Genomic DNA, 16,229 nt, shown 5'->3' on the forward strand with positions numbered 1-16,229 from the left:
CAGGGAGTGGAGAGATTATGGAAAATAGTAATAACGAGGTTAGTGGGTTTTTGCAGGCTCGGGGCCAGAAATTAATAAATGGTAATGGCCAAGAAATTATTCTGCGTGGCGTTGGATTCGGCAGTTGGATGCTTCCAGAGGGATATATGTGGTTATTTCCGGATCAAGGAGATCGCCCTCGCCGGATTGAAAAGATGATTGAGGATTTAGTTGGCGTTGAGAAAGCAGAACAGTTTTGGGAGATTTACTATGATCGTTATACGGCCGAGGCTGATATTCGGCAAATCGCTGCGAATGGATTTAACTCGGTTCGTGTGCCGATTAATGCAAGATTTCTGATCTCAATTGGTGAGGATGAGAGTGTATCGTTTATTCAGAAAAATGTACAGCGGATGGATTCGGTCATTGCTTGGTGCAGGGAGCATCGACTGTATGTGATTCTTGATTTGCATGGAGCAACAGGTGGGCAGACGGGGACGAATATTGACGATTCGGAGAATGATCAACCGGAATTGTTTATGAACGAACGGAATAAGCAAATTACTATTGAGCTGTGGAGGATGCTGGCTGAGCGTTATAAAGATGAATGGATTGTAGCCGGTTATGACCTGTTGAACGAACCATTGCCTAATTGGTTTTCTGCTTATAACGACCAAGTGATGCCGCTTTATCGGGAAATTACTAAAGCGATCCGTAAAGTGGACAATCGGCATATGATTATATTGGAAGGTGTGCATTGGGCATCAGATTGGTCTATTTTCGACGAAATGTTCGATGACAACCTCATGCTCCAATTTCATAAGTATTGGAACAATCCAGATACAGAGAGTATTCAGACTTACTTGGACCAACGGGTAAAATGGAATGTGCCGATATTCATGGGTGAAGGCGGCGAGAACAATAAAGAATGGTATGCGGGAGCATTCCGTTTATTCGAGGATCATAATATCTCATGGAATTTCTGGACATGGAAGAAGATGGGCAAGAATAACTCGCCATGCTCCGTTATTATACCTGAAGGCTGGCAGTTGTTGGTTGACTACCTCCAAGTGGGTACCAAACCTGATGAGGAAACTGCCAAGCGCATCCTCTGGGAATACCTCCATAACATATCATTCGAGCAGTGTGTTTACTACGACGATGTAGTTAATGCCTTATTCCGCCGAGCTCCCACGCATATTCCAGCGATTTTTTATGGGTATGGTGGTGAGAATGTGGGTTATGGAGTTAGTGATCGTATGGAAGGTACAACGGGCTTTAGAATTCAAGACGGTACAGATATCCAATTTATCGAGAGCTCGCGTGTAAAAGCAAATTTTGAGCATAGTAAGGGTGAGCCGTGGCAGCCTGATGAACGCCTCTGTGTGCAATTATTAGCTAGTGATTGGGTTGCTTATGACTTTACGGTTGGGGCTGCATCGCAAACGTCTGATTTCACAATTGATTTGCGAGTCTGTGCACCAAAAGGGAGTGCTAAATTTGCAGTCACAGTGGCTGGGCATGAATATGAAACCATGGAAGTTTCTCTGGGATCATGGCAAACCTTGCGTCTGCCACACGAGCTCCAACTGAGCCCGGGGTTGCATCACATTGTGGTAACCGTATTAGGTAACTCCCTGCGCTTGGAATGGCTTGAGGTTAAGGTTGTAAACGACTAATAATTAGTTTTAAATTCTAATCCGTTAAGACGATTGGATTTTAAAATCTACAAGTATATTACTCAACAGCCTGCAAAAATACAGTTAAATTGGACAAATTGGGCCGAAAATACCGATCTACCTGCAATAATACAGTGTCTTTTAAGAGAAAAGCTTAGATTAGAAGGTTTCTAAGCGTTTTTTCAAACTCTCACTGGATATTTGCAGGCAGATCGTTCAAAACCGCGCAATTCATCAAATGAAACTGTATTTTTGCATTTACACTGCACTCAACGACCGAATTTATTGAACTCATACATAAAAGGGAGACCTGAAGATAAACTCTTCTAGTCTCCTGTTCTATTTTGGAACCTATTTAAATGGTTTACTTGCTAGCTTGCTCAACCGTACGTCTAAGTAATATTTCATTATCTAAATTCAGATTGTTCGTCCAAATGAACTTCCCTTTGCGGAATTCACTAGCGAAATTCGTATACTCGGATTTGTTATCTACACCAACGTTACGCTCTTCATACGTAGTGGCAGAAGGCCACGTAGAATCATCGAATTTCACAGCAAACCAATTCTCAGGTATTGCGAAATGTGCAGCATAACATTGGGCTTCACATTTAGGCTCATTGGAGGCATTAGGTGTGGAGCGAACCACTTTCCCTGCTTTTGTTTCAATAACAAGATCGCTTTTGCTGGCTAGTGGAGCGATGTAGTAATTCTGTGCTTTCCAGCTCGCATCGGTTACTGTCCCGTCACTGAAGGATATAACAATTCCAGCATCACCTGGGTGATAGTTGTTTCCTTTGTTGTCTTCCGTGCCTAAACCAAGGTTTTCTTCCCAATCTACGACTTTGATCGCATACGTTATGGGGTATTTGGCTTTAAAGCGGACTACAGATGCATTGAAAGGTGTAAAAGGCACGGGATCCTTAGCAACTGCTTTGCCATTTACGAATAATTCAAAATAATTATCTGCAAAGATATACGCTGTAATTTCCACGCCATCAGCATCAATTACAGTAAGTGGAACCTTGTCTAAGTTTACATCCTCGATACTCCGGGAATTTACATTATTACAGCCATTAGACAAGTCTGAAGCATCGACCAGCTTGGTATTAACGTCAGATGGAACAATCCAGGTTTTGCCGTCATCGGATTTAATTTCACCTAATGCACTTACACGACCGCCCTTACATTGCAATAAGCCAGGATTGATTGTTTTGGCCAAGCCCTGCGTGAAGCTAGGTTGATCTGAGGCCGTTGTTGCTGCAATAGTTGAATCGACTGTTGAATCACCAGTTGATTGAATAGGCTCGGTAGAAGAATCGCTTTTAGCAGCCTCTTCTTTGCTCGAACAACCCGTTATTACGAGAATGGCCATAATTAATGCATAGAATAAAGTTTTCATTTGTGCACCCCTATCGAAATAATGTCTCATTAAAAGTAACTCTAACATTCAATTATGTCAGGGAAAAGTCAAGGCACAGGAAATATGTAGAAATTGTCGAATTAATAACAGTATATATGTGCTTTACAAGGCAGGGAGGATTTCTAATGCGTTCGGTGCGGAAATATATTCTTCAAAAAATAGTCCCCATTCCACGAAATGAGGTTTGGAGCTGCTTGCAGCTATCTGAACATCCGAGATCTATAGTCGAAAAATAAGAAATATAAGCTGAATAAAGCACTAGCAAATAAAACACTTAAATAGATCGTTAAACTAGTTTGAAGCTCAGCTGGGACATCAGCTGTATATTTTAAAAAAGGTGGAATTAAAAGCAGGTCGTAAACTAAAAAACTAAGCATAGGACCGGTGACATTATAACGGGTAGGCTTTAAGAAGCCATAGAAGAAATAAATACAGGAACCTAGAAAAAACCAACCATAAATGTCCTGCATATCAGGAGCAAGGGCGAGAGGGAAGATATTGGCTTTATTGAGTATAAGCCCTAATCCAAAGAAGAATAATAGTATGGAGAATAGTAGGAATGCCCAACGAATGACAGGGGACACGGAATTATCGTCACGAAGGTAACCACGATTGCTTTTGATGAAGACATAGATGATGCCAAGAAAGGCTAGCGCAAAAAGGATGCTGAAAGGCAGATAACGTTCATTGCCAGCTAAATCTTGTTTGGAATATAAAAAGTAGGCAGAGCCTCCAGTAGAGACTAAACCAGCTAAAGCTAGCCCGCGAAGTGGCGAAAGCTGGCGGAATAATCCGCTATAGATGAGCGGTGCGACGCCTCCGGCAAACCAAGCGCCTACAAAGGAGAAGCCTAAGGCTGATGTTTCCACTGGCCAAATCCATTGATCTTGCGCGGATTGGTAATGAAAATAAAGGCCTAGTGCAAAAATGAATATTAGAATACTGAGAATAAAACCTATTTTTGGAGCGAGTTTATTGGTAGCCATTGATATGAAACCCTCGTTTCTTAGTAAATTATGTTATTTATCATATCATATTTTACTTTTGAATAGAGCTATTATATAGGATTGGAGATTAGAAGATGAAGGTCAAGAGGATCGTAGCTAACATAAATACACAGGATATTAGGGCAGCTAAAAGCTTTTACCAGGACGTGCTCGGCCTCGAGTTATTGATGGACCAGGGTTGGATTGGAACTTACGGCTCGCACGAGGAGATGAACATTCAAATTAGTTTTGCCTCACAAGGTGGCTCATCTACTCCTATGCCTGATCTATCCATTGAAGTTGATGATGTTAATGCTGCGTTTGAACGCATGAAAAAGGCTGGGTTTCCAATCGAATATGGACCGGTTGATGAGCCTTGGGGAGTTCGGCGATTCTATGTGCGTGACCCTTTTGGCAAGCTTATTAACATCCTTGCTCATATCAATTCTGAATGATTTGGCGGCGGGATAGTTTTTCTGGTGAACTTATAATAAAATAAAGCTGCGAGCGATTAAGAAATAAATAACACCTGCAAAGGTATAATGGAGTGTTGAGATGAGCAAGGGACGGGTATGGAATAAAGGCAAGCGCAATGGTGGAGGCGGACCGGCTGAAGGCAGCAAAGAACTAGCTGAAGCAAAAGCGCGGAAAAGTGGCGTGCTGCCACAAGAAGAAGTGAGGTCGGATGTTGAAGATAAAGCAGCTAATCCCATAGATCAAGTAGGGCGAATGAATCGTGAGAATTGGGTAGTTAGGCCAACAAGAGTTAAGCCGCCAGAAAAGCAGGAATAGGCAGCAAATGTTTAATAATGAAGAGGTTAACTTGCTGTTCAGCAGGTTGGCCTCTTTTTTCATTAGAATAGCTCCTATTTACAATGAATTTATTTGCCTAAAATGGTCTAATGTAATATTATCTTACATATATAGTTATTTTATTTTACATTATATTTACAAAGCGGAAAAGGGAGTGAGCGACTCATGTATGATTTGAGAATATTATTGTGTGATGATTCCTTACTAGTGCGCAAGAAGCTAAAAGATTCTTTAACCAAGGAAGGTTTTAAGAATGTATTCGAAGCCGTGGATGGTGAAGAAGCGGTAATATTCTGTCAAAATGAGCGGCCTGACCTCGTGCTTTTGGATCTTATTATGCCTAAGAAGGATGGAATGCAAGCGTTGGAGGAAATCAAGCAAGGGGATGCTTCGATTTATGTTGTGATCGCTTCTTCTGTGGGCACACAAAGTAATTTAATCAAATCTATTAAGCTGGGTGCGGACGACTTCTTGCAAAAGCCGATCACGATCGAGTCTATTGTTACTATTTGCAAAAAAATAATAGAGCAACGGGGTGTTTAAATATGTTCGCACAATACTTCGGACAATTTTTATTTAACCATGCATTGGTTACTGGGGCAGAGCTGGAAAGTGCAATGATCGCCCAAAAAGAAACACGAGTCAAATTAGGGGTTCTAGCCATTAACCATAGTCATATGACATCGGATCAAGTAGAAACCGTGCAAATTGCTCAAATGAGAGTCGATAAAAAGTTTGGGGAAATCGCGGTAGAGTTAGGTTTTCTAACAGAGGAGCTAGTAAACACGTTACTTTCCTCGCAGAAAAGTGCTCATCTGATTTTGGGGCAAACCTTAATTGATCAAGGTGTATTGAGCTATGAAGCGTTCGCAGAAGCATTGAATAAATATAAACAGGAATATAGCTTATCCGACGAACAGTTTAATTTAATCGTAAATGGCAATATTGAGACTTTGCTTGAGGCTGTATTATCAAAAGGCGGCTTTACGGAGCAGGATGCTTTATCTGACTATATTAGCTTATTCGCAAAAAGTCTGATCCGTTTTGTGGATAGTAATATTCGCCTGGAGCTGATCAGTATAGAAGAAAAGGTTGCTTATGATTGGGTGGCTCAGCAAGCTATTCTCAGTGGAGACCATTCCGGTTCGCGAATTACAGCTATTGGCGGAAGTGAAGCTGCATTTCTGCAGCTAGCCTCAATGTACGCTCAGGAATCTATTGAAGAACCAGATGAAATGATGAAAGCTTCAGTTGGAGAGTTCCTTAATTTGCATAATGGGATATATCTTGTTAATCGTTCCAATGATGGAGTAGAACTGGATATGCTTCCTCAAACGGTTACGCAACAGGATGAGCTTGTCGCTAACACACCTATTACAGCGGTGATCCGCATTATCGGAGCCTATTTCACCTGCGATTTGCTTATCTCCGATTTACGTGAGCTAGCCTAATCCAGCTTGCTGCTTCTTTTATGTCAAATAGGGGGGAGCCGCTCGAGTGGCTCCCCCCTATTTGCCCAGATTGGTTACTCTTTTCGCGCCCTAAGCTTACTTTCTTCCTCCTGAATATTGCTGATGTCGATTCTCTCAAACAACACCTCAAGTGTCTCAATCCTCCTATGTGGAGGTACTTCAATGTAACCCCAACTAGGCAAAGGCAGACTTAGAAAACCTCGAATTTTCTCACAGGAAAACGGTAAAAATGGCTCGAGTATATTAGCCAAATTGGCGATAATCTGGACACAGGTGAACAAAGTAGCCCAACCATTGGCTGGATTCTCCTCTCTAACTTGAGCCCAAGGCTTGCGCTCATCGAAGTATTTATTGGAAGCGCGAATGAAGCTAAATATAGCTTCCAAAGCTATTTTAAATTTCCCGGCTTCAATTAACACGCCAACTTGCTCATAGAGCTCTATAATTTTCTGCTTTATAGCTTCATCGACTTGTGAGTCAGGTACTGAACCATCAAAAGCCTTAACCAGAAACAGCAAATTTCGATTTACAAAATTCCCAAAAGCTCCGAGCAGCTCACCATTATGGCTATAAATAAACTCCCTCCACGAAAAATCGGTATCTCTATTCTCGGGTCCGTTAATGGTTAAAAAGTAGCGAACAGAGTCCGGATGATAATTCGCCAGTATATAAGGGACCCAAACAGCCCAATTGTTACTGGTTGAAAATTTCTTGCCTTCAAGAGTTAGATACTCGCTCGAAATAATCCGATCCGGCAAATGCAGGTTGCCTGTTCCGAGCAGCAAAGCGGGAAGAATCAAGCTATGAAACGGAATATTATCCTTGCCATGAACGTAATAAGCAGTTGCGCCTTCTGACCAGAATGGTTCCCATTGGGTTTGAATGAGCTGTGCCCATTTCATGCTTGCCGACAGGTACCCGCTCACAGCTTCGATCCAAACATAGATTTTTTTACCTTCAAAGCCAACAATCGGTACATCTACACCCCAAGGTAAATCTCTCGTTGCTGCTCGATCATGGAGCCCTTCACTTAAATATCGCTCGGTTAATTGAATCGCGTTACTTCTCCAGCCAGTCGCTTGTTTGACGTAATCTTCAAGGGCTACCTGAAATTTAGACAAAGCAAGAAAGTAATGCTCGGTGAAGCGAACGGTAGGACTGCTTCCGCATAGCTTGCACTTTTTATCATGCAGCTCAGTGGGATCAAGCAAAGATGAACAGAAATCGCACTGGTCCCCACGTGCTTTCTGGCCGCAATGCGGGCAAATCCCCTCCACGTAACGATCAGGCAGGAATTGGTCGCAATCTACACAAAATGTTTGCTCAACGCTTTTTTTATAAATATTTTCATTCTTCAACAGCTTAAGAAACAATTGCTGCACCACCTTGTGATGGAATTCATCATCCGTACGAGTGTACAAATCATAGGAAAATCCCAGCTGTTTGAAGCAGTCTACGAATTCATTGTGATAGCGTTCAGCAATCTCATGAGGTGTAACTCCTTCTTGATTTGCTTGGATCGAAATCGGGGTTCCATGACAGTCGCTGCCGGATACATATAATACAGCCTCGCCCTTAAGTCTGAAATATCTCGCCAGAATGTCCCCAGGCAATAAGCTTGCCACTCTTCCTAAGTGCAAGGAACCATTCGCATAAGGCCACGCGCCACCAATAAAAATACTCATTTTATACCATCCTCCCGATTTATGAAAACACAAAAAACTCCCGCCCTGTAAAGGACGAGAGTTATACTCACGTGTTACCACCTAATTTTATCAACATCTCACAACATTGACCTCTTCAAGTACGCCACTATTTCAATGGTTATACCCTAGCGCTATAACGGGAGCACCCGGCACAATCTACTACCTAATAAGGGTTCGATGTGCAGCTCAGAGACCATGTTCATCAGACGTTTCTTTACTCCTTTTCAGCTACCGGAGTTCTCTGTGTAAAGATTCGTTCCAACTACTCTTTCTCATCGTTGCTTTTGCATATTACATTAGTACTCAGTATAAATAGTATTTCCAAATATGACAATCTTTATTTGGGACGTCGTGCAACTCTGTATTCCGGCATTTTATCGAGTAGGGGTTGAGCTTCCTTAAGAGAAGCCTCAGGCAGTAGTCCCACATTAACATCTTGAATCACTTTAATCATTCGTTTAAAATCAGTTTCGCTGAAGCCAGCATTAATGTAGTCATCGCCAGGATGATGAGAAAGTCTGTATTGAGGATCCTTATCGAGCAGCGGTTGGGCATCTTTTAGGGCAGATTCAGGTAAATAGCCAGCATTTACATCCTTAATAATCTTAATCATTTTTTCATGCTCATCTTTAGAAATCAGCTTTGCAGGGTCAACCTCTGCAGGCCCAAGCACGCTAACTGTACCGTCTCCTTCAATAAAGTTCACATCACAGTGCACAGTACCTTTGGTAGGTGAAGTAGGAGCCATGTCATATACACAAACTTGTTTCTCTACTTGATATCTATTCTTAACCTTAATTAGCGAATAATCTACAGCAGGCATTATACCGAATTCCTCGTATTCTGAGGCAATTGAAGCTTTAATTCTGTTCATGTCCGAGGTATCTATCCCGACAACTTTAAAGCTCATTAACGGGGCTCCATCCGTATCACCTTTAGCCATAATCGCTGTAAAATAATCCGTGATAATACTTCTTGCAGCAGGTCCTGGATTTTTCTGCACCTCTGCAGCCGATTTACTTGTCAATTCTTCCAAGCTAGTCGCTGAAGTTTTACCATCGGTGAGGAATAAACCAGCAATAAGGAGCAGAACTACACATCCGAGAATAGACCAACGGAAGGAAGCAGGTTTGAAAAGCTTGATCATGGTTATTCTTCGGGTTAGCTGCTTTTTGTTGCCGAAAAATCGGGCTAAGCCTGATATGTGCTTTTGCGGTGTATACCCCTCGAGTAAAGAAATTATCGTTTGACCATATTCTTGAACCTCATTAGATCTGATGTAAGTAAGAGTCTGAGCATCACAGGCGATTTCTTGATCCTCACGCATTCGGTAGTACGCATACCAGAGGATAGGGTTAAACCAATGAAGGATAAGCAGCACCTGCATAACCCAGTTCACCGCAATATCTTTTCGTTTATAATGGGCAAGCTCATGTAGAAAAATATACCGTAGTTGTTCAAGAGATAGTGCAGCTAGAGTCTGGTACGAAATAATCAGTGAGGGCTGCAGAAAACCAAATAGTGTGGGACTAACGGTTTGATTGGACACCATTAAGCGAATGTCTCTTTTGACATTCATTTGCTGCTTGCATTGCTCAAGCAATCGCAGAATGGTTGGATCACTTACACAAGCTTGCTTGCTAAGCGTATTCGCAAATCTTCTATTAACCAGAATCGTATAGAAACTCAACCCAATAACCACAAGCAGCCAAATCCAAAAGCCAATTTGCAGCAGAGTAATGGAGGTGCTTTCAACAACATAAGCTGGCGTCAGAGTTACCTTGGAAATTATAGCAGCAGGTGCCAGTGGACTGACTATATCCGTATTCATCAGTTGAATGGGAGTTTGGCTTGGATTCGTAAATAGATTAAATATGCTAAATGAGCTTTCAGGTGCCCAAGGTATTAGGAGCCGTAAAGTCAGGAGCAGCCAGAGGAGGTAGTGCCACCTTGGTTTTAAGCGATTGCCTAGTGCATATTTAATGGCGAGAATTAAAGCCACTAGCGGAGTTGCCATCAGAGAAGTAGTTAAAACCCATTTTAAAAAATCCACATTCACCCGATCCTTTCTGTGCTTTCGCGGATTTACTTTGTTTTATTCTCCAGAATGCTTTTCAATTCTTCAATATCCTTGAGAGATAACTTCTCTTCCTGCAAAAAGTGGACAAGCATCGGTTTAAGCGCTCCGCCATAAATCCGTTTTAGAAATGTCTGGCTCTCCGCCTTTAAGCATTCTTCCTGAGTTACTAGTGTGTAGTAGGAATAGCTTCTGCCTTCTTCTTTAAAGCTCAACGCCTTTTTCTGAACCAATCGGCTGATTAAGGTCTTAATCGTTTTGGCTTTCCAGCTTGTGGTACCTTCGAGCATGGTCACAATTTCACTGGAAGAAAGCGGTTCTCTGGTCCAAAGAATTTTCATGACTTCCCATTCTGCTTCTGAGATTTTAGGAATTTCTTTCATAAAATAATACCATCCTCTTCTATTGATTACATTTGTAGTCTTTTGTTTAGATTACACTCGTAATCAGTGTTTGTCAAACTGATCATACAGCTACTACTGTTCATTTGATGACATTCCTAGCCTTTTGATGGCTTTGTTCAATTTAAGCGCAGCTTATGGCGTTCTTTTTGTTTTCTTTGTATGTAGCTTCATAAATCCTTTTGACCTCTATCCCATTCACTCAGTATTCCTGTTAGGCGCTAAAATGAAACTCCCTGAACAATCCCGTTCTAGCATAAATTAGAAATCTACCAGCAAAAATCCATGTAAATGGAGCAAAATTAACTATTTAATGGGATGTGCCTGCAAAAATCCATTTAGATTATCCTAAAGCTCTTGAATTAAGCGATTTTAAGCTGTTTTTGAAAATCTCCCTGTACATTTGCAGGTAGATCGCCTCAAAATCACTTTTTTACTAAATGAAACTGTATATTTGCAGGTTGTTGAAAAACTCAATTTAAAGAGATCATGACTCCTGTCACTTAGATGATTTATATGGAATTTGTCACGTTAATAAATGGATTTAGATTTGTTTTTATGATTTACATGGATTTCCTCCTGATCAACTAAAACGTGCGATAATTCGCAAGATATCTTTGGAGAATGGATTTTGTGAAAGTAAAAAGTAACTTAGGTGCTAGGAGTTAATGTTTTTGAGGTTCGAGGGGGGGCGAAGACTTTCTCAACAACCTGATATTTGATGTTTCATCGCAAAAGTCCATTCTCACAGCAGCAGAAAGCATAAATTATGCTATAATACATTTGAAAGGTAGGGATACATATGAAAGTTATATCTTGGAATAATCTAACTGAAGCAAGTGCCATTATTAATCAGGAATTAATGTTTTATGAGCTGGATTCACCGGAATATGAACGATTAAATGAGATAGCAGTAAAACTAAATCAGCTTTTGAAGGATTATGCAGTTGAATAATACTTAAGGGGTTCGAGACGTAGACTGGATACGTTGAGAAACCCTTTTTTATATACCAATATATAAATTCCGCTTCAAGTACATGACGAGTTTATGCATTAATATCAGCCCGTACGTGCCAAAAGCGTAGCACTTGCATGAATTTGATAAGATTAAAAAGTAAGAAATATTAAATTCATTACAAAGAAGAGGAAGTGTCGTTATGAAGCTCAATCATCTCAATCTTACAGTTAACGATGTTAAGGCGGCTCGCGAGTTTTTGGAGAAGTATTTTGGGTTGCAAACTGTGGGGACACGTGGGAATGCATTCGCTGCACTATCAGATGATACAGGTTCAGTACTGACCTTGATGCATGGTGCTCAAGTCAGCTATCCCAAGACCTTTCACATTGGCTTCATGCAAGAGAGTGAGGAGAAAGTGAATGAGATTAATCAACTTTTGAAGGAGGATGGCTTTGCGGTGGAGCCACCGCAAAGATCCCATGGCTGGACATTCTATGTGGAGGCACCAGGTGGGTTTACTGTCGAGGTTCTCTGTTGAACAACCCACCATAAATTATTAAAAGGGTCTAGAAATCCACCCATCTCATCATCCCCATTATTCATTACAGGCATAATACAAATACCACCCGCTTTTTCAGCGTGTTTCATGGTTTCGACCGCATCAAGGACATAGACATACATATGAATATTAGACGGTTCTCTATCCTTATGCTTTTGCGGGTTCTCTTGCTCGTCGGTATCACAATCACTATCACATTCAATGCTCTCTTCTGTACCATCCGCAAAGAAAACAATACTCTCCCCAATTTGTAGTTCGCCGTGTATAATCTTTTTCCCATTCGTGCTCTTGGTGAGCGGTCCTGATCTTGCGTTAAACGTTTGCTGTAGAAATTGAATGAAGACTTCCCCATCTGGAACCATAATGTAAGGAGTGACTTGCTGATGACCTTTTGGTAATTGCATGCTATAACCACCTTTTCTCTAACGAATTTGCTTACCTTTTAACCATACAACATTAGTGCAAATGCTAATGTTTGCTTATAAATACTCTATCTGATAACGTAGTTATAAATAAAAACCTGTCATGTGCTTTAACTATGATTTGTAGCATATAAAAGGAGATGTAAATGAAAGGCATTGAGATAGCAAAAAAATTGAATATAAGCACAAGTGCATTGAGGCATTATGAGGCTTGGGGGATTGTTCCTAGAATAGAGAGAGCAGCCAATGGGTATCGGATTTATACAGATGAGCATGAGGCTTATTTTCAATGTATACGCGCGATGTATGCTGGGTTTGGAATGAGTTTAATAAGAGAGGTTATGCCGCATATCATAAACGGGGAAAAACTAGATGCTTTATGGCTAATCAACAAGGCGCAGATAGCCCTGCATACTGAAAAGGAAACGGTACAAAGAACAGTTGAAATCCTTGATTTAAAGCAGATAACAGATCCTCAGATAACGGATCCTCCTAAGTATCTTAATAAAAAAACCTTTACGATTGGAGAGGCAGCCACAATAGCTAATACATCTGCATCATCCATTCGGCATTGGGAAAAGGAGGGTCTAATTGATCCCGAGCGTCATTATGAAAGTGGGTTTCGCATCTATAGCCCCTCTGATATTCGTAAATTGCTCATTATCCGAACTGTGCAAAGAGTGGCGTATTCCTTGGATATTGTACGTGAGGTATTATTGGAGCTGGATAAAAACGATGTCGCCCAAGCTAAGGGGATTGCACTTAAATCTCTGCAATATATTGATTACACATTGGTAGAGCAGGTGCGCGGTATTGCGTCTTTACACCATTTATTTGAAGTTATCTCAAGTAAACAAAACTAAATCTATTGTAAAATTTAGCAACTAATCCCTATTAACAGGCGTCTATTAAATCAGTAGCTTAATAGACAACTTAGTAGAAGGAGTAATAAAATGCTGAAAAAAGTAGCTTTAATGGTTTTATTGTCAATTATGTTGGTTACAAGCAGTGCTTATGCATATGACGTTCAGCTTAATCCGTTCACAGATGAGGAATTGGATTATTCGCGTGACCCGATTTATACGTTGTCTGCTTTAGGGATTATCAGCGGTTTTCCGGATCGGACCTATCGCCCCAATGGTGCCTTATCTCGTGAGGCTTTTATTAAATTAATCGTGATGGCTGCCAAAATAGAGACAAATCAAACGACAGCTAACGAACCTAAGGATGTTGCTAAGGACCGTTGGTCAGCACCCTATATTTCGATTGCTTACCAACGGAAATGGATTGATAGTTTAGTAGATAAAGCGGGATTGTTCCATCCGGAGCAAACGATTACCCGTCAAGAAGTAGCGATGGTGATGGGAAAATTTTTGCTAGAATCAGAGACTGAGGAAGTGCGTCAGCAATGGTTGGCTACAGACTGGAAGCTTGAACGAGAATCGCGTGCTTTTAAAGATCAAGCGGCAATCAATGAGGCCATGCAGCCATATGTCTATTACGCCGTAAGTCGCGGTATTATGGAAGGTGATCCAGCCGGCTTTAAGCCCAAAGAGTCGTTGATTCGCAAGCAAGCAGCAGCTGTCATATTTCGGCTGATTGATAAAAGTATCGCAGCTCAGACTATAGATTTCACCGGCTATTACGCGATATTATCGTATGCGGCGATAAACGAATTGAGCAAGCTTTCCAATGTAACCTTAGGCTGGTCTCATTTAGAATATGAAGCGGCAGGAACTGCCAAATTAAATACCGATTCAACAGTCAATAGCATACCGCTCGGCTCTGAAGAGGTTATTGCAGCGGCAGAAGCTTCTCAGCTTAAGAAGGACCTGATGGTATTTTACGATGCTAGTAACCTGAAGGACTTTCTTAAGGATAAACCTGCTCAAACGGCTTTCATCGATTCGTTACTCCTTACATTAAATGATCCGGCCTTCCATTTTACTGGAGTGAACATAGATTTTGAAGGCTTATATGATGCAGCAAGTGCGGCGGATTATCTTAGTTTTCTTCAGGATTTAAAGGCTAAATTAGGTTCGCTAACTTTAGCAGTTGCTGTTCCACCTAGCTATTATTACAAAGGCTACGATCTTCAGGGGATAGGTGCAATTGCGGATACAGTCATCCTCATGGCTTATGATTTCACACATAATGAAGATAAGCTGCCTTCGGCTCCTTTGCCGTTGGTTAATGACGCTGTACAGATTGCACTTAAATCTGTTCCTAAGGAAAAGCTCGTGCTTGGTATTTCTAAACAAGCTAATCAATGGGTAACCACAAATGGTGTAACAGCTGCTCCAATAAGTCCAGCCATTCCATTGGTGGAACAACGTCTAACAATGCCAGGAGTTGCACAAGATTGGATGCTGCCTTATTTTCTAAAGCATATTACTTATACAGATACGGATACTGGGAAAGATCATGAGATTTATTACGAGGATACGCAGAGTATTGCCAAAAAGCTCTGGATAGCCAAATTTTATGGACTCAAGGGAGTTTCTTTATGGTTTATGGGCAGCTACACAGCCGCAGATTGGGAGTTAATCGGTCAACAAATGACAAAGTAAATTCCGCTATACTTTATTATGGTAACGTGGTAATGTATTACTATAATAAAGCAATGTTGAGGAGGATTTACTATGTCTGACAATAATGAAATCCAGGCACGTAGTATTTTGCAGGAAATGACACCGTACACACCAGGGAAACCAATTTGGGAAGTGCAGCGTGAGTTAGGGTTAGATAAAGTGATTAAATTGGCATCCAATGAAAATCCACTAGGGCCATCTCCCAAAGCAATCGAGGCTATCGCCAAGGTCTTGCCTGAGCTGCACCGTTATCCAGATGCAGATGCATCGAAATTGAAGCAAGTCATTGCTGCGGCTTATGATGTCGATATGAAGCAATTGATTGTGACTAACGGCGGTGATGAGCTTATTACCCTGGTTTCGGAAGCCTTCATAGACGCTGGGGATGAAGTTGTCGTGCCTGTGCCCTCTTTTAGTGAATATAGATTTGCAGGGCTGCTTATGGGGGCTAATATTAGGAGTGTTCCGCTTAATCTGGATTTCACTTATGATATTGAGGCCATCCTTAGAGCCGTGACTGCACGCACGAAAATCGTTTATTTATGCTCGCCTAATAACCCTACGGGTACGATACTTACCAGAAAGGAGCTTCAACAAATCCTTGATAACCTCCCTAAGCATGTGCTAGTTGTATTGGATACGGCTTACAGTCACTTTACCACGGGGAATGAATATACGGATGGATTGGAGTTTGTGCGTGCTGGATTCCCTTTATTGATTCTTCAAACTTTCTCAAAAATATACGGTTTAGCTGGAATTCGGGTTGGTTTTGGAATAGCGCCAGCTGGCATTATTCAAAGTATTAATCAGGTGAAGGAACCGTTTAACGTAAACACCTTAGCCCAAGTAGCGGCTATTGCAGCGGTCGGGGATATTGATCATGTTAGAAGCACACAGTTATTAGTTGTAGAGGAACGAGAAAAGTTATATGCAGCTTTGCGTGAGCTTGGTTTGGATTATACAGAAAGCATGAGTAACTTTATCTTGGTCGAGCTTGGTACAGAAGCCAAATCGCAATATGAGCGCTTAATGGCAAAAGGGGTTATTGTGCGTTATGGTCAAATATGGGATTTGCCTAAACATATCAGGGTAAGCATTGGATTACCTGAAGAAAATGCGCGTTTTATTGAGGTTTTGCGCGAAATTGCAGGGAAAAGCCTTTAGTT

16 protein-coding genes and 1 other annotated feature are annotated in these 16,229 nt (G+C 41.3%); of the genes, 10 read left to right on the forward strand and 6 right to left on the reverse strand.

Translation table 11 applies throughout. From position 1 onward, the window contains the following. Positions 1-17: 17 nt before the first annotated feature. Positions 18-1,658, forward strand: coding sequence for a cellulase family glycosylhydrolase (locus EHS13_RS03255; RefSeq protein ID WP_155698986.1), 1,641 nt, complete (start codon positions 18-20; stop codon positions 1,656-1,658). A 364-nt stretch (positions 1,659-2,022) separates the two neighbouring features. Here EHS13_RS03255 and EHS13_RS03260 read toward each other — a convergent pair whose 3' ends face one another. Together EHS13_RS03260 and EHS13_RS03265 are read right to left on the reverse strand one after the other, a co-directional pair. Continuing rightward, positions 2,023-3,057, reverse strand: a complete 1,035-nt coding sequence (locus tag EHS13_RS03260; protein ID WP_155698987.1) for a hypothetical protein — start codon at positions 3,055-3,057, stop codon at positions 2,023-2,025. 221 nt (positions 3,058-3,278) lie between these two features. Next, positions 3,279-4,064, reverse strand: a complete 786-nt coding sequence (locus EHS13_RS03265) for a hypothetical protein (protein ID WP_155698988.1) — start codon at positions 4,062-4,064, stop codon at positions 3,279-3,281. 95 nt (positions 4,065-4,159) lie between these two features. Between EHS13_RS03265 and EHS13_RS03270 the strand changes: the two genes are divergently transcribed. The 4 genes from EHS13_RS03270 (at position 4,160) to EHS13_RS03285 (ending at position 6,328) form a co-directional block, all read left to right on the forward strand. Beyond that, on the forward strand, positions 4,160-4,519 hold the full coding sequence (locus EHS13_RS03270) for a VOC family protein (protein WP_155698989.1): 360 nt from the start codon (positions 4,160-4,162) through the stop codon (positions 4,517-4,519). Positions 4,520-4,619: 100 nt separating this feature from the next. Beyond that, on the forward strand, positions 4,620-4,856 hold the full coding sequence (locus EHS13_RS03275) for a hypothetical protein (protein WP_155698990.1): 237 nt from the start codon (positions 4,620-4,622) through the stop codon (positions 4,854-4,856). A gap of 186 nt (positions 4,857-5,042) precedes the next feature. Further along, positions 5,043-5,420: a response regulator gene (locus tag EHS13_RS03280; RefSeq protein WP_155698991.1), complete on the forward strand. Its 378-nt coding sequence runs from the start codon at positions 5,043-5,045 to the stop codon at positions 5,418-5,420. 2 nt (positions 5,421-5,422) lie between these two features. Further along, positions 5,423-6,328: a hypothetical protein gene (locus EHS13_RS03285; RefSeq protein WP_155698992.1), complete on the forward strand. Its 906-nt coding sequence runs from the start codon at positions 5,423-5,425 to the stop codon at positions 6,326-6,328. Positions 6,329-6,402: 74 nt separating this feature from the next. Here EHS13_RS03285 and metG read toward each other — a convergent pair whose 3' ends face one another. The 3 genes from metG to EHS13_RS03300 form a co-directional block, all read right to left on the reverse strand. After that, positions 6,403-8,034, reverse strand: a complete 1,632-nt coding sequence (metG, locus tag EHS13_RS03290) for a methionine--tRNA ligase (RefSeq protein ID WP_155698993.1) — start codon at positions 8,032-8,034, stop codon at positions 6,403-6,405. A 47-nt stretch (positions 8,035-8,081) separates the two neighbouring features. After that, positions 8,082-8,343 (reverse strand) — a binding site (T-box leader). A 49-nt stretch (positions 8,344-8,392) separates the two neighbouring features. Further along, positions 8,393-10,108, reverse strand: a complete 1,716-nt coding sequence (locus tag EHS13_RS03295; RefSeq protein ID WP_155698994.1) for a M56 family metallopeptidase — start codon at positions 10,106-10,108, stop codon at positions 8,393-8,395. A gap of 32 nt (positions 10,109-10,140) precedes the next feature. Next, positions 10,141-10,515, reverse strand: a complete 375-nt coding sequence (locus tag EHS13_RS03300) for a BlaI/MecI/CopY family transcriptional regulator (RefSeq protein WP_155698995.1) — start codon at positions 10,513-10,515, stop codon at positions 10,141-10,143. An 820-nt stretch (positions 10,516-11,335) separates the two neighbouring features. On the opposite strand from EHS13_RS03300, the gene EHS13_RS03305 reads away from it, so the two are divergent. Together EHS13_RS03305 and EHS13_RS03310 are read left to right on the forward strand one after the other, a co-directional pair. Then, on the forward strand, positions 11,336-11,488 hold the full coding sequence (locus EHS13_RS03305; RefSeq protein ID WP_155698996.1) for a hypothetical protein: 153 nt from the start codon (positions 11,336-11,338) through the stop codon (positions 11,486-11,488). A 202-nt stretch (positions 11,489-11,690) separates the two neighbouring features. Continuing rightward, the gene (locus EHS13_RS03310; protein WP_155698997.1) at positions 11,691-12,029 is read left to right on the forward strand and encodes a VOC family protein; all 339 of its coding nucleotides are present in this window, start codon (positions 11,691-11,693) and stop codon (positions 12,027-12,029) included. Here EHS13_RS03310 and EHS13_RS03315 read toward each other — a convergent pair. Continuing rightward, positions 11,984-12,454 carry a VOC family protein gene (locus EHS13_RS03315; protein WP_155698998.1) on the reverse strand — a complete coding sequence of 157 codons (471 nt, stop codon included), beginning with the start codon at positions 12,452-12,454 and terminating at the stop codon, positions 11,984-11,986. The genes EHS13_RS03310 and EHS13_RS03315 overlap by 46 nt on opposite strands. A 164-nt stretch (positions 12,455-12,618) precedes the next feature. On the opposite strand from EHS13_RS03315, the gene EHS13_RS03320 reads away from it, so the two are divergent. The 3 genes from EHS13_RS03320 to hisC all read left to right on the forward strand — a co-directional run bounded on the left by EHS13_RS03320 (position 12,619) and on the right by hisC (position 16,227). Then, positions 12,619-13,335: a MerR family transcriptional regulator gene (locus tag EHS13_RS03320; RefSeq protein WP_155698999.1), complete on the forward strand. Its 717-nt coding sequence runs from the start codon at positions 12,619-12,621 to the stop codon at positions 13,333-13,335. Between the two features lie 90 nt (positions 13,336-13,425). Then, positions 13,426-15,042: an S-layer homology domain-containing protein gene (locus EHS13_RS03325; protein ID WP_155699000.1), complete on the forward strand. Its 1,617-nt coding sequence runs from the start codon at positions 13,426-13,428 to the stop codon at positions 15,040-15,042. 72 nt (positions 15,043-15,114) lie between these two features. After that, on the forward strand, positions 15,115-16,227 hold the full coding sequence (gene hisC / locus EHS13_RS03330; RefSeq protein ID WP_155699001.1) for a histidinol-phosphate transaminase: 1,113 nt from the start codon (positions 15,115-15,117) through the stop codon (positions 16,225-16,227). The last annotated feature ends 2 nt before the right edge of the window (positions 16,228-16,229 follow it).

The sequence above is a fragment of the Paenibacillus psychroresistens genome, assembly GCF_009728935.1.
Lineage (GTDB): Bacteria > Bacillota > Bacilli > Paenibacillales > NBRC-103111 > Paenibacillus_AC > Paenibacillus_AC psychroresistens.

Bases quoted from the DNA above. Each gene is read 5' to 3' on its own strand.
- EHS13_RS03255 (WP_155698986.1), top strand. From the start codon at position 18: ATGGAAAATAGTAATAACGAGGTTAGTGGGTTTTTGCAGGCTCGGGGC.
- EHS13_RS03260 (WP_155698987.1), bottom strand. From the start codon at position 3,057: ATGAAAACTTTATTCTATGCATTAATTATGGCCATTCTCGTAATAACG.
- EHS13_RS03265 (WP_155698988.1), bottom strand. From the start codon at position 4,064: ATGGCTACCAATAAACTCGCTCCAAAAATAGGTTTTATTCTCAGTATT.
- EHS13_RS03270 (WP_155698989.1), top strand. From the start codon at position 4,160: ATGAAGGTCAAGAGGATCGTAGCTAACATAAATACACAGGATATTAGG.
- EHS13_RS03275 (WP_155698990.1), top strand. From the start codon at position 4,620: ATGAGCAAGGGACGGGTATGGAATAAAGGCAAGCGCAATGGTGGAGGC.
- EHS13_RS03280 (WP_155698991.1), top strand. From the start codon at position 5,043: ATGTATGATTTGAGAATATTATTGTGTGATGATTCCTTACTAGTGCGC.
- EHS13_RS03285 (WP_155698992.1), top strand. From the start codon at position 5,423: ATGTTCGCACAATACTTCGGACAATTTTTATTTAACCATGCATTGGTT.
- metG (WP_155698993.1), bottom strand. From the start codon at position 8,034: ATGAGTATTTTTATTGGTGGCGCGTGGCCTTATGCGAATGGTTCCTTG.
- EHS13_RS03300 (WP_155698995.1), bottom strand. From the start codon at position 10,515: ATGAAAGAAATTCCTAAAATCTCAGAAGCAGAATGGGAAGTCATGAAA.
- EHS13_RS03305 (WP_155698996.1), top strand. From the start codon at position 11,336: ATGAAAGTTATATCTTGGAATAATCTAACTGAAGCAAGTGCCATTATT.
- EHS13_RS03310 (WP_155698997.1), top strand. From the start codon at position 11,691: ATGAAGCTCAATCATCTCAATCTTACAGTTAACGATGTTAAGGCGGCT.
- EHS13_RS03315 (WP_155698998.1), bottom strand. From the start codon at position 12,454: ATGCAATTACCAAAAGGTCATCAGCAAGTCACTCCTTACATTATGGTT.
- EHS13_RS03320 (WP_155698999.1), top strand. From the start codon at position 12,619: ATGAAAGGCATTGAGATAGCAAAAAAATTGAATATAAGCACAAGTGCA.
- EHS13_RS03325 (WP_155699000.1), top strand. From the start codon at position 13,426: ATGCTGAAAAAAGTAGCTTTAATGGTTTTATTGTCAATTATGTTGGTT.
- hisC (WP_155699001.1), top strand. From the start codon at position 15,115: ATGTCTGACAATAATGAAATCCAGGCACGTAGTATTTTGCAGGAAATG.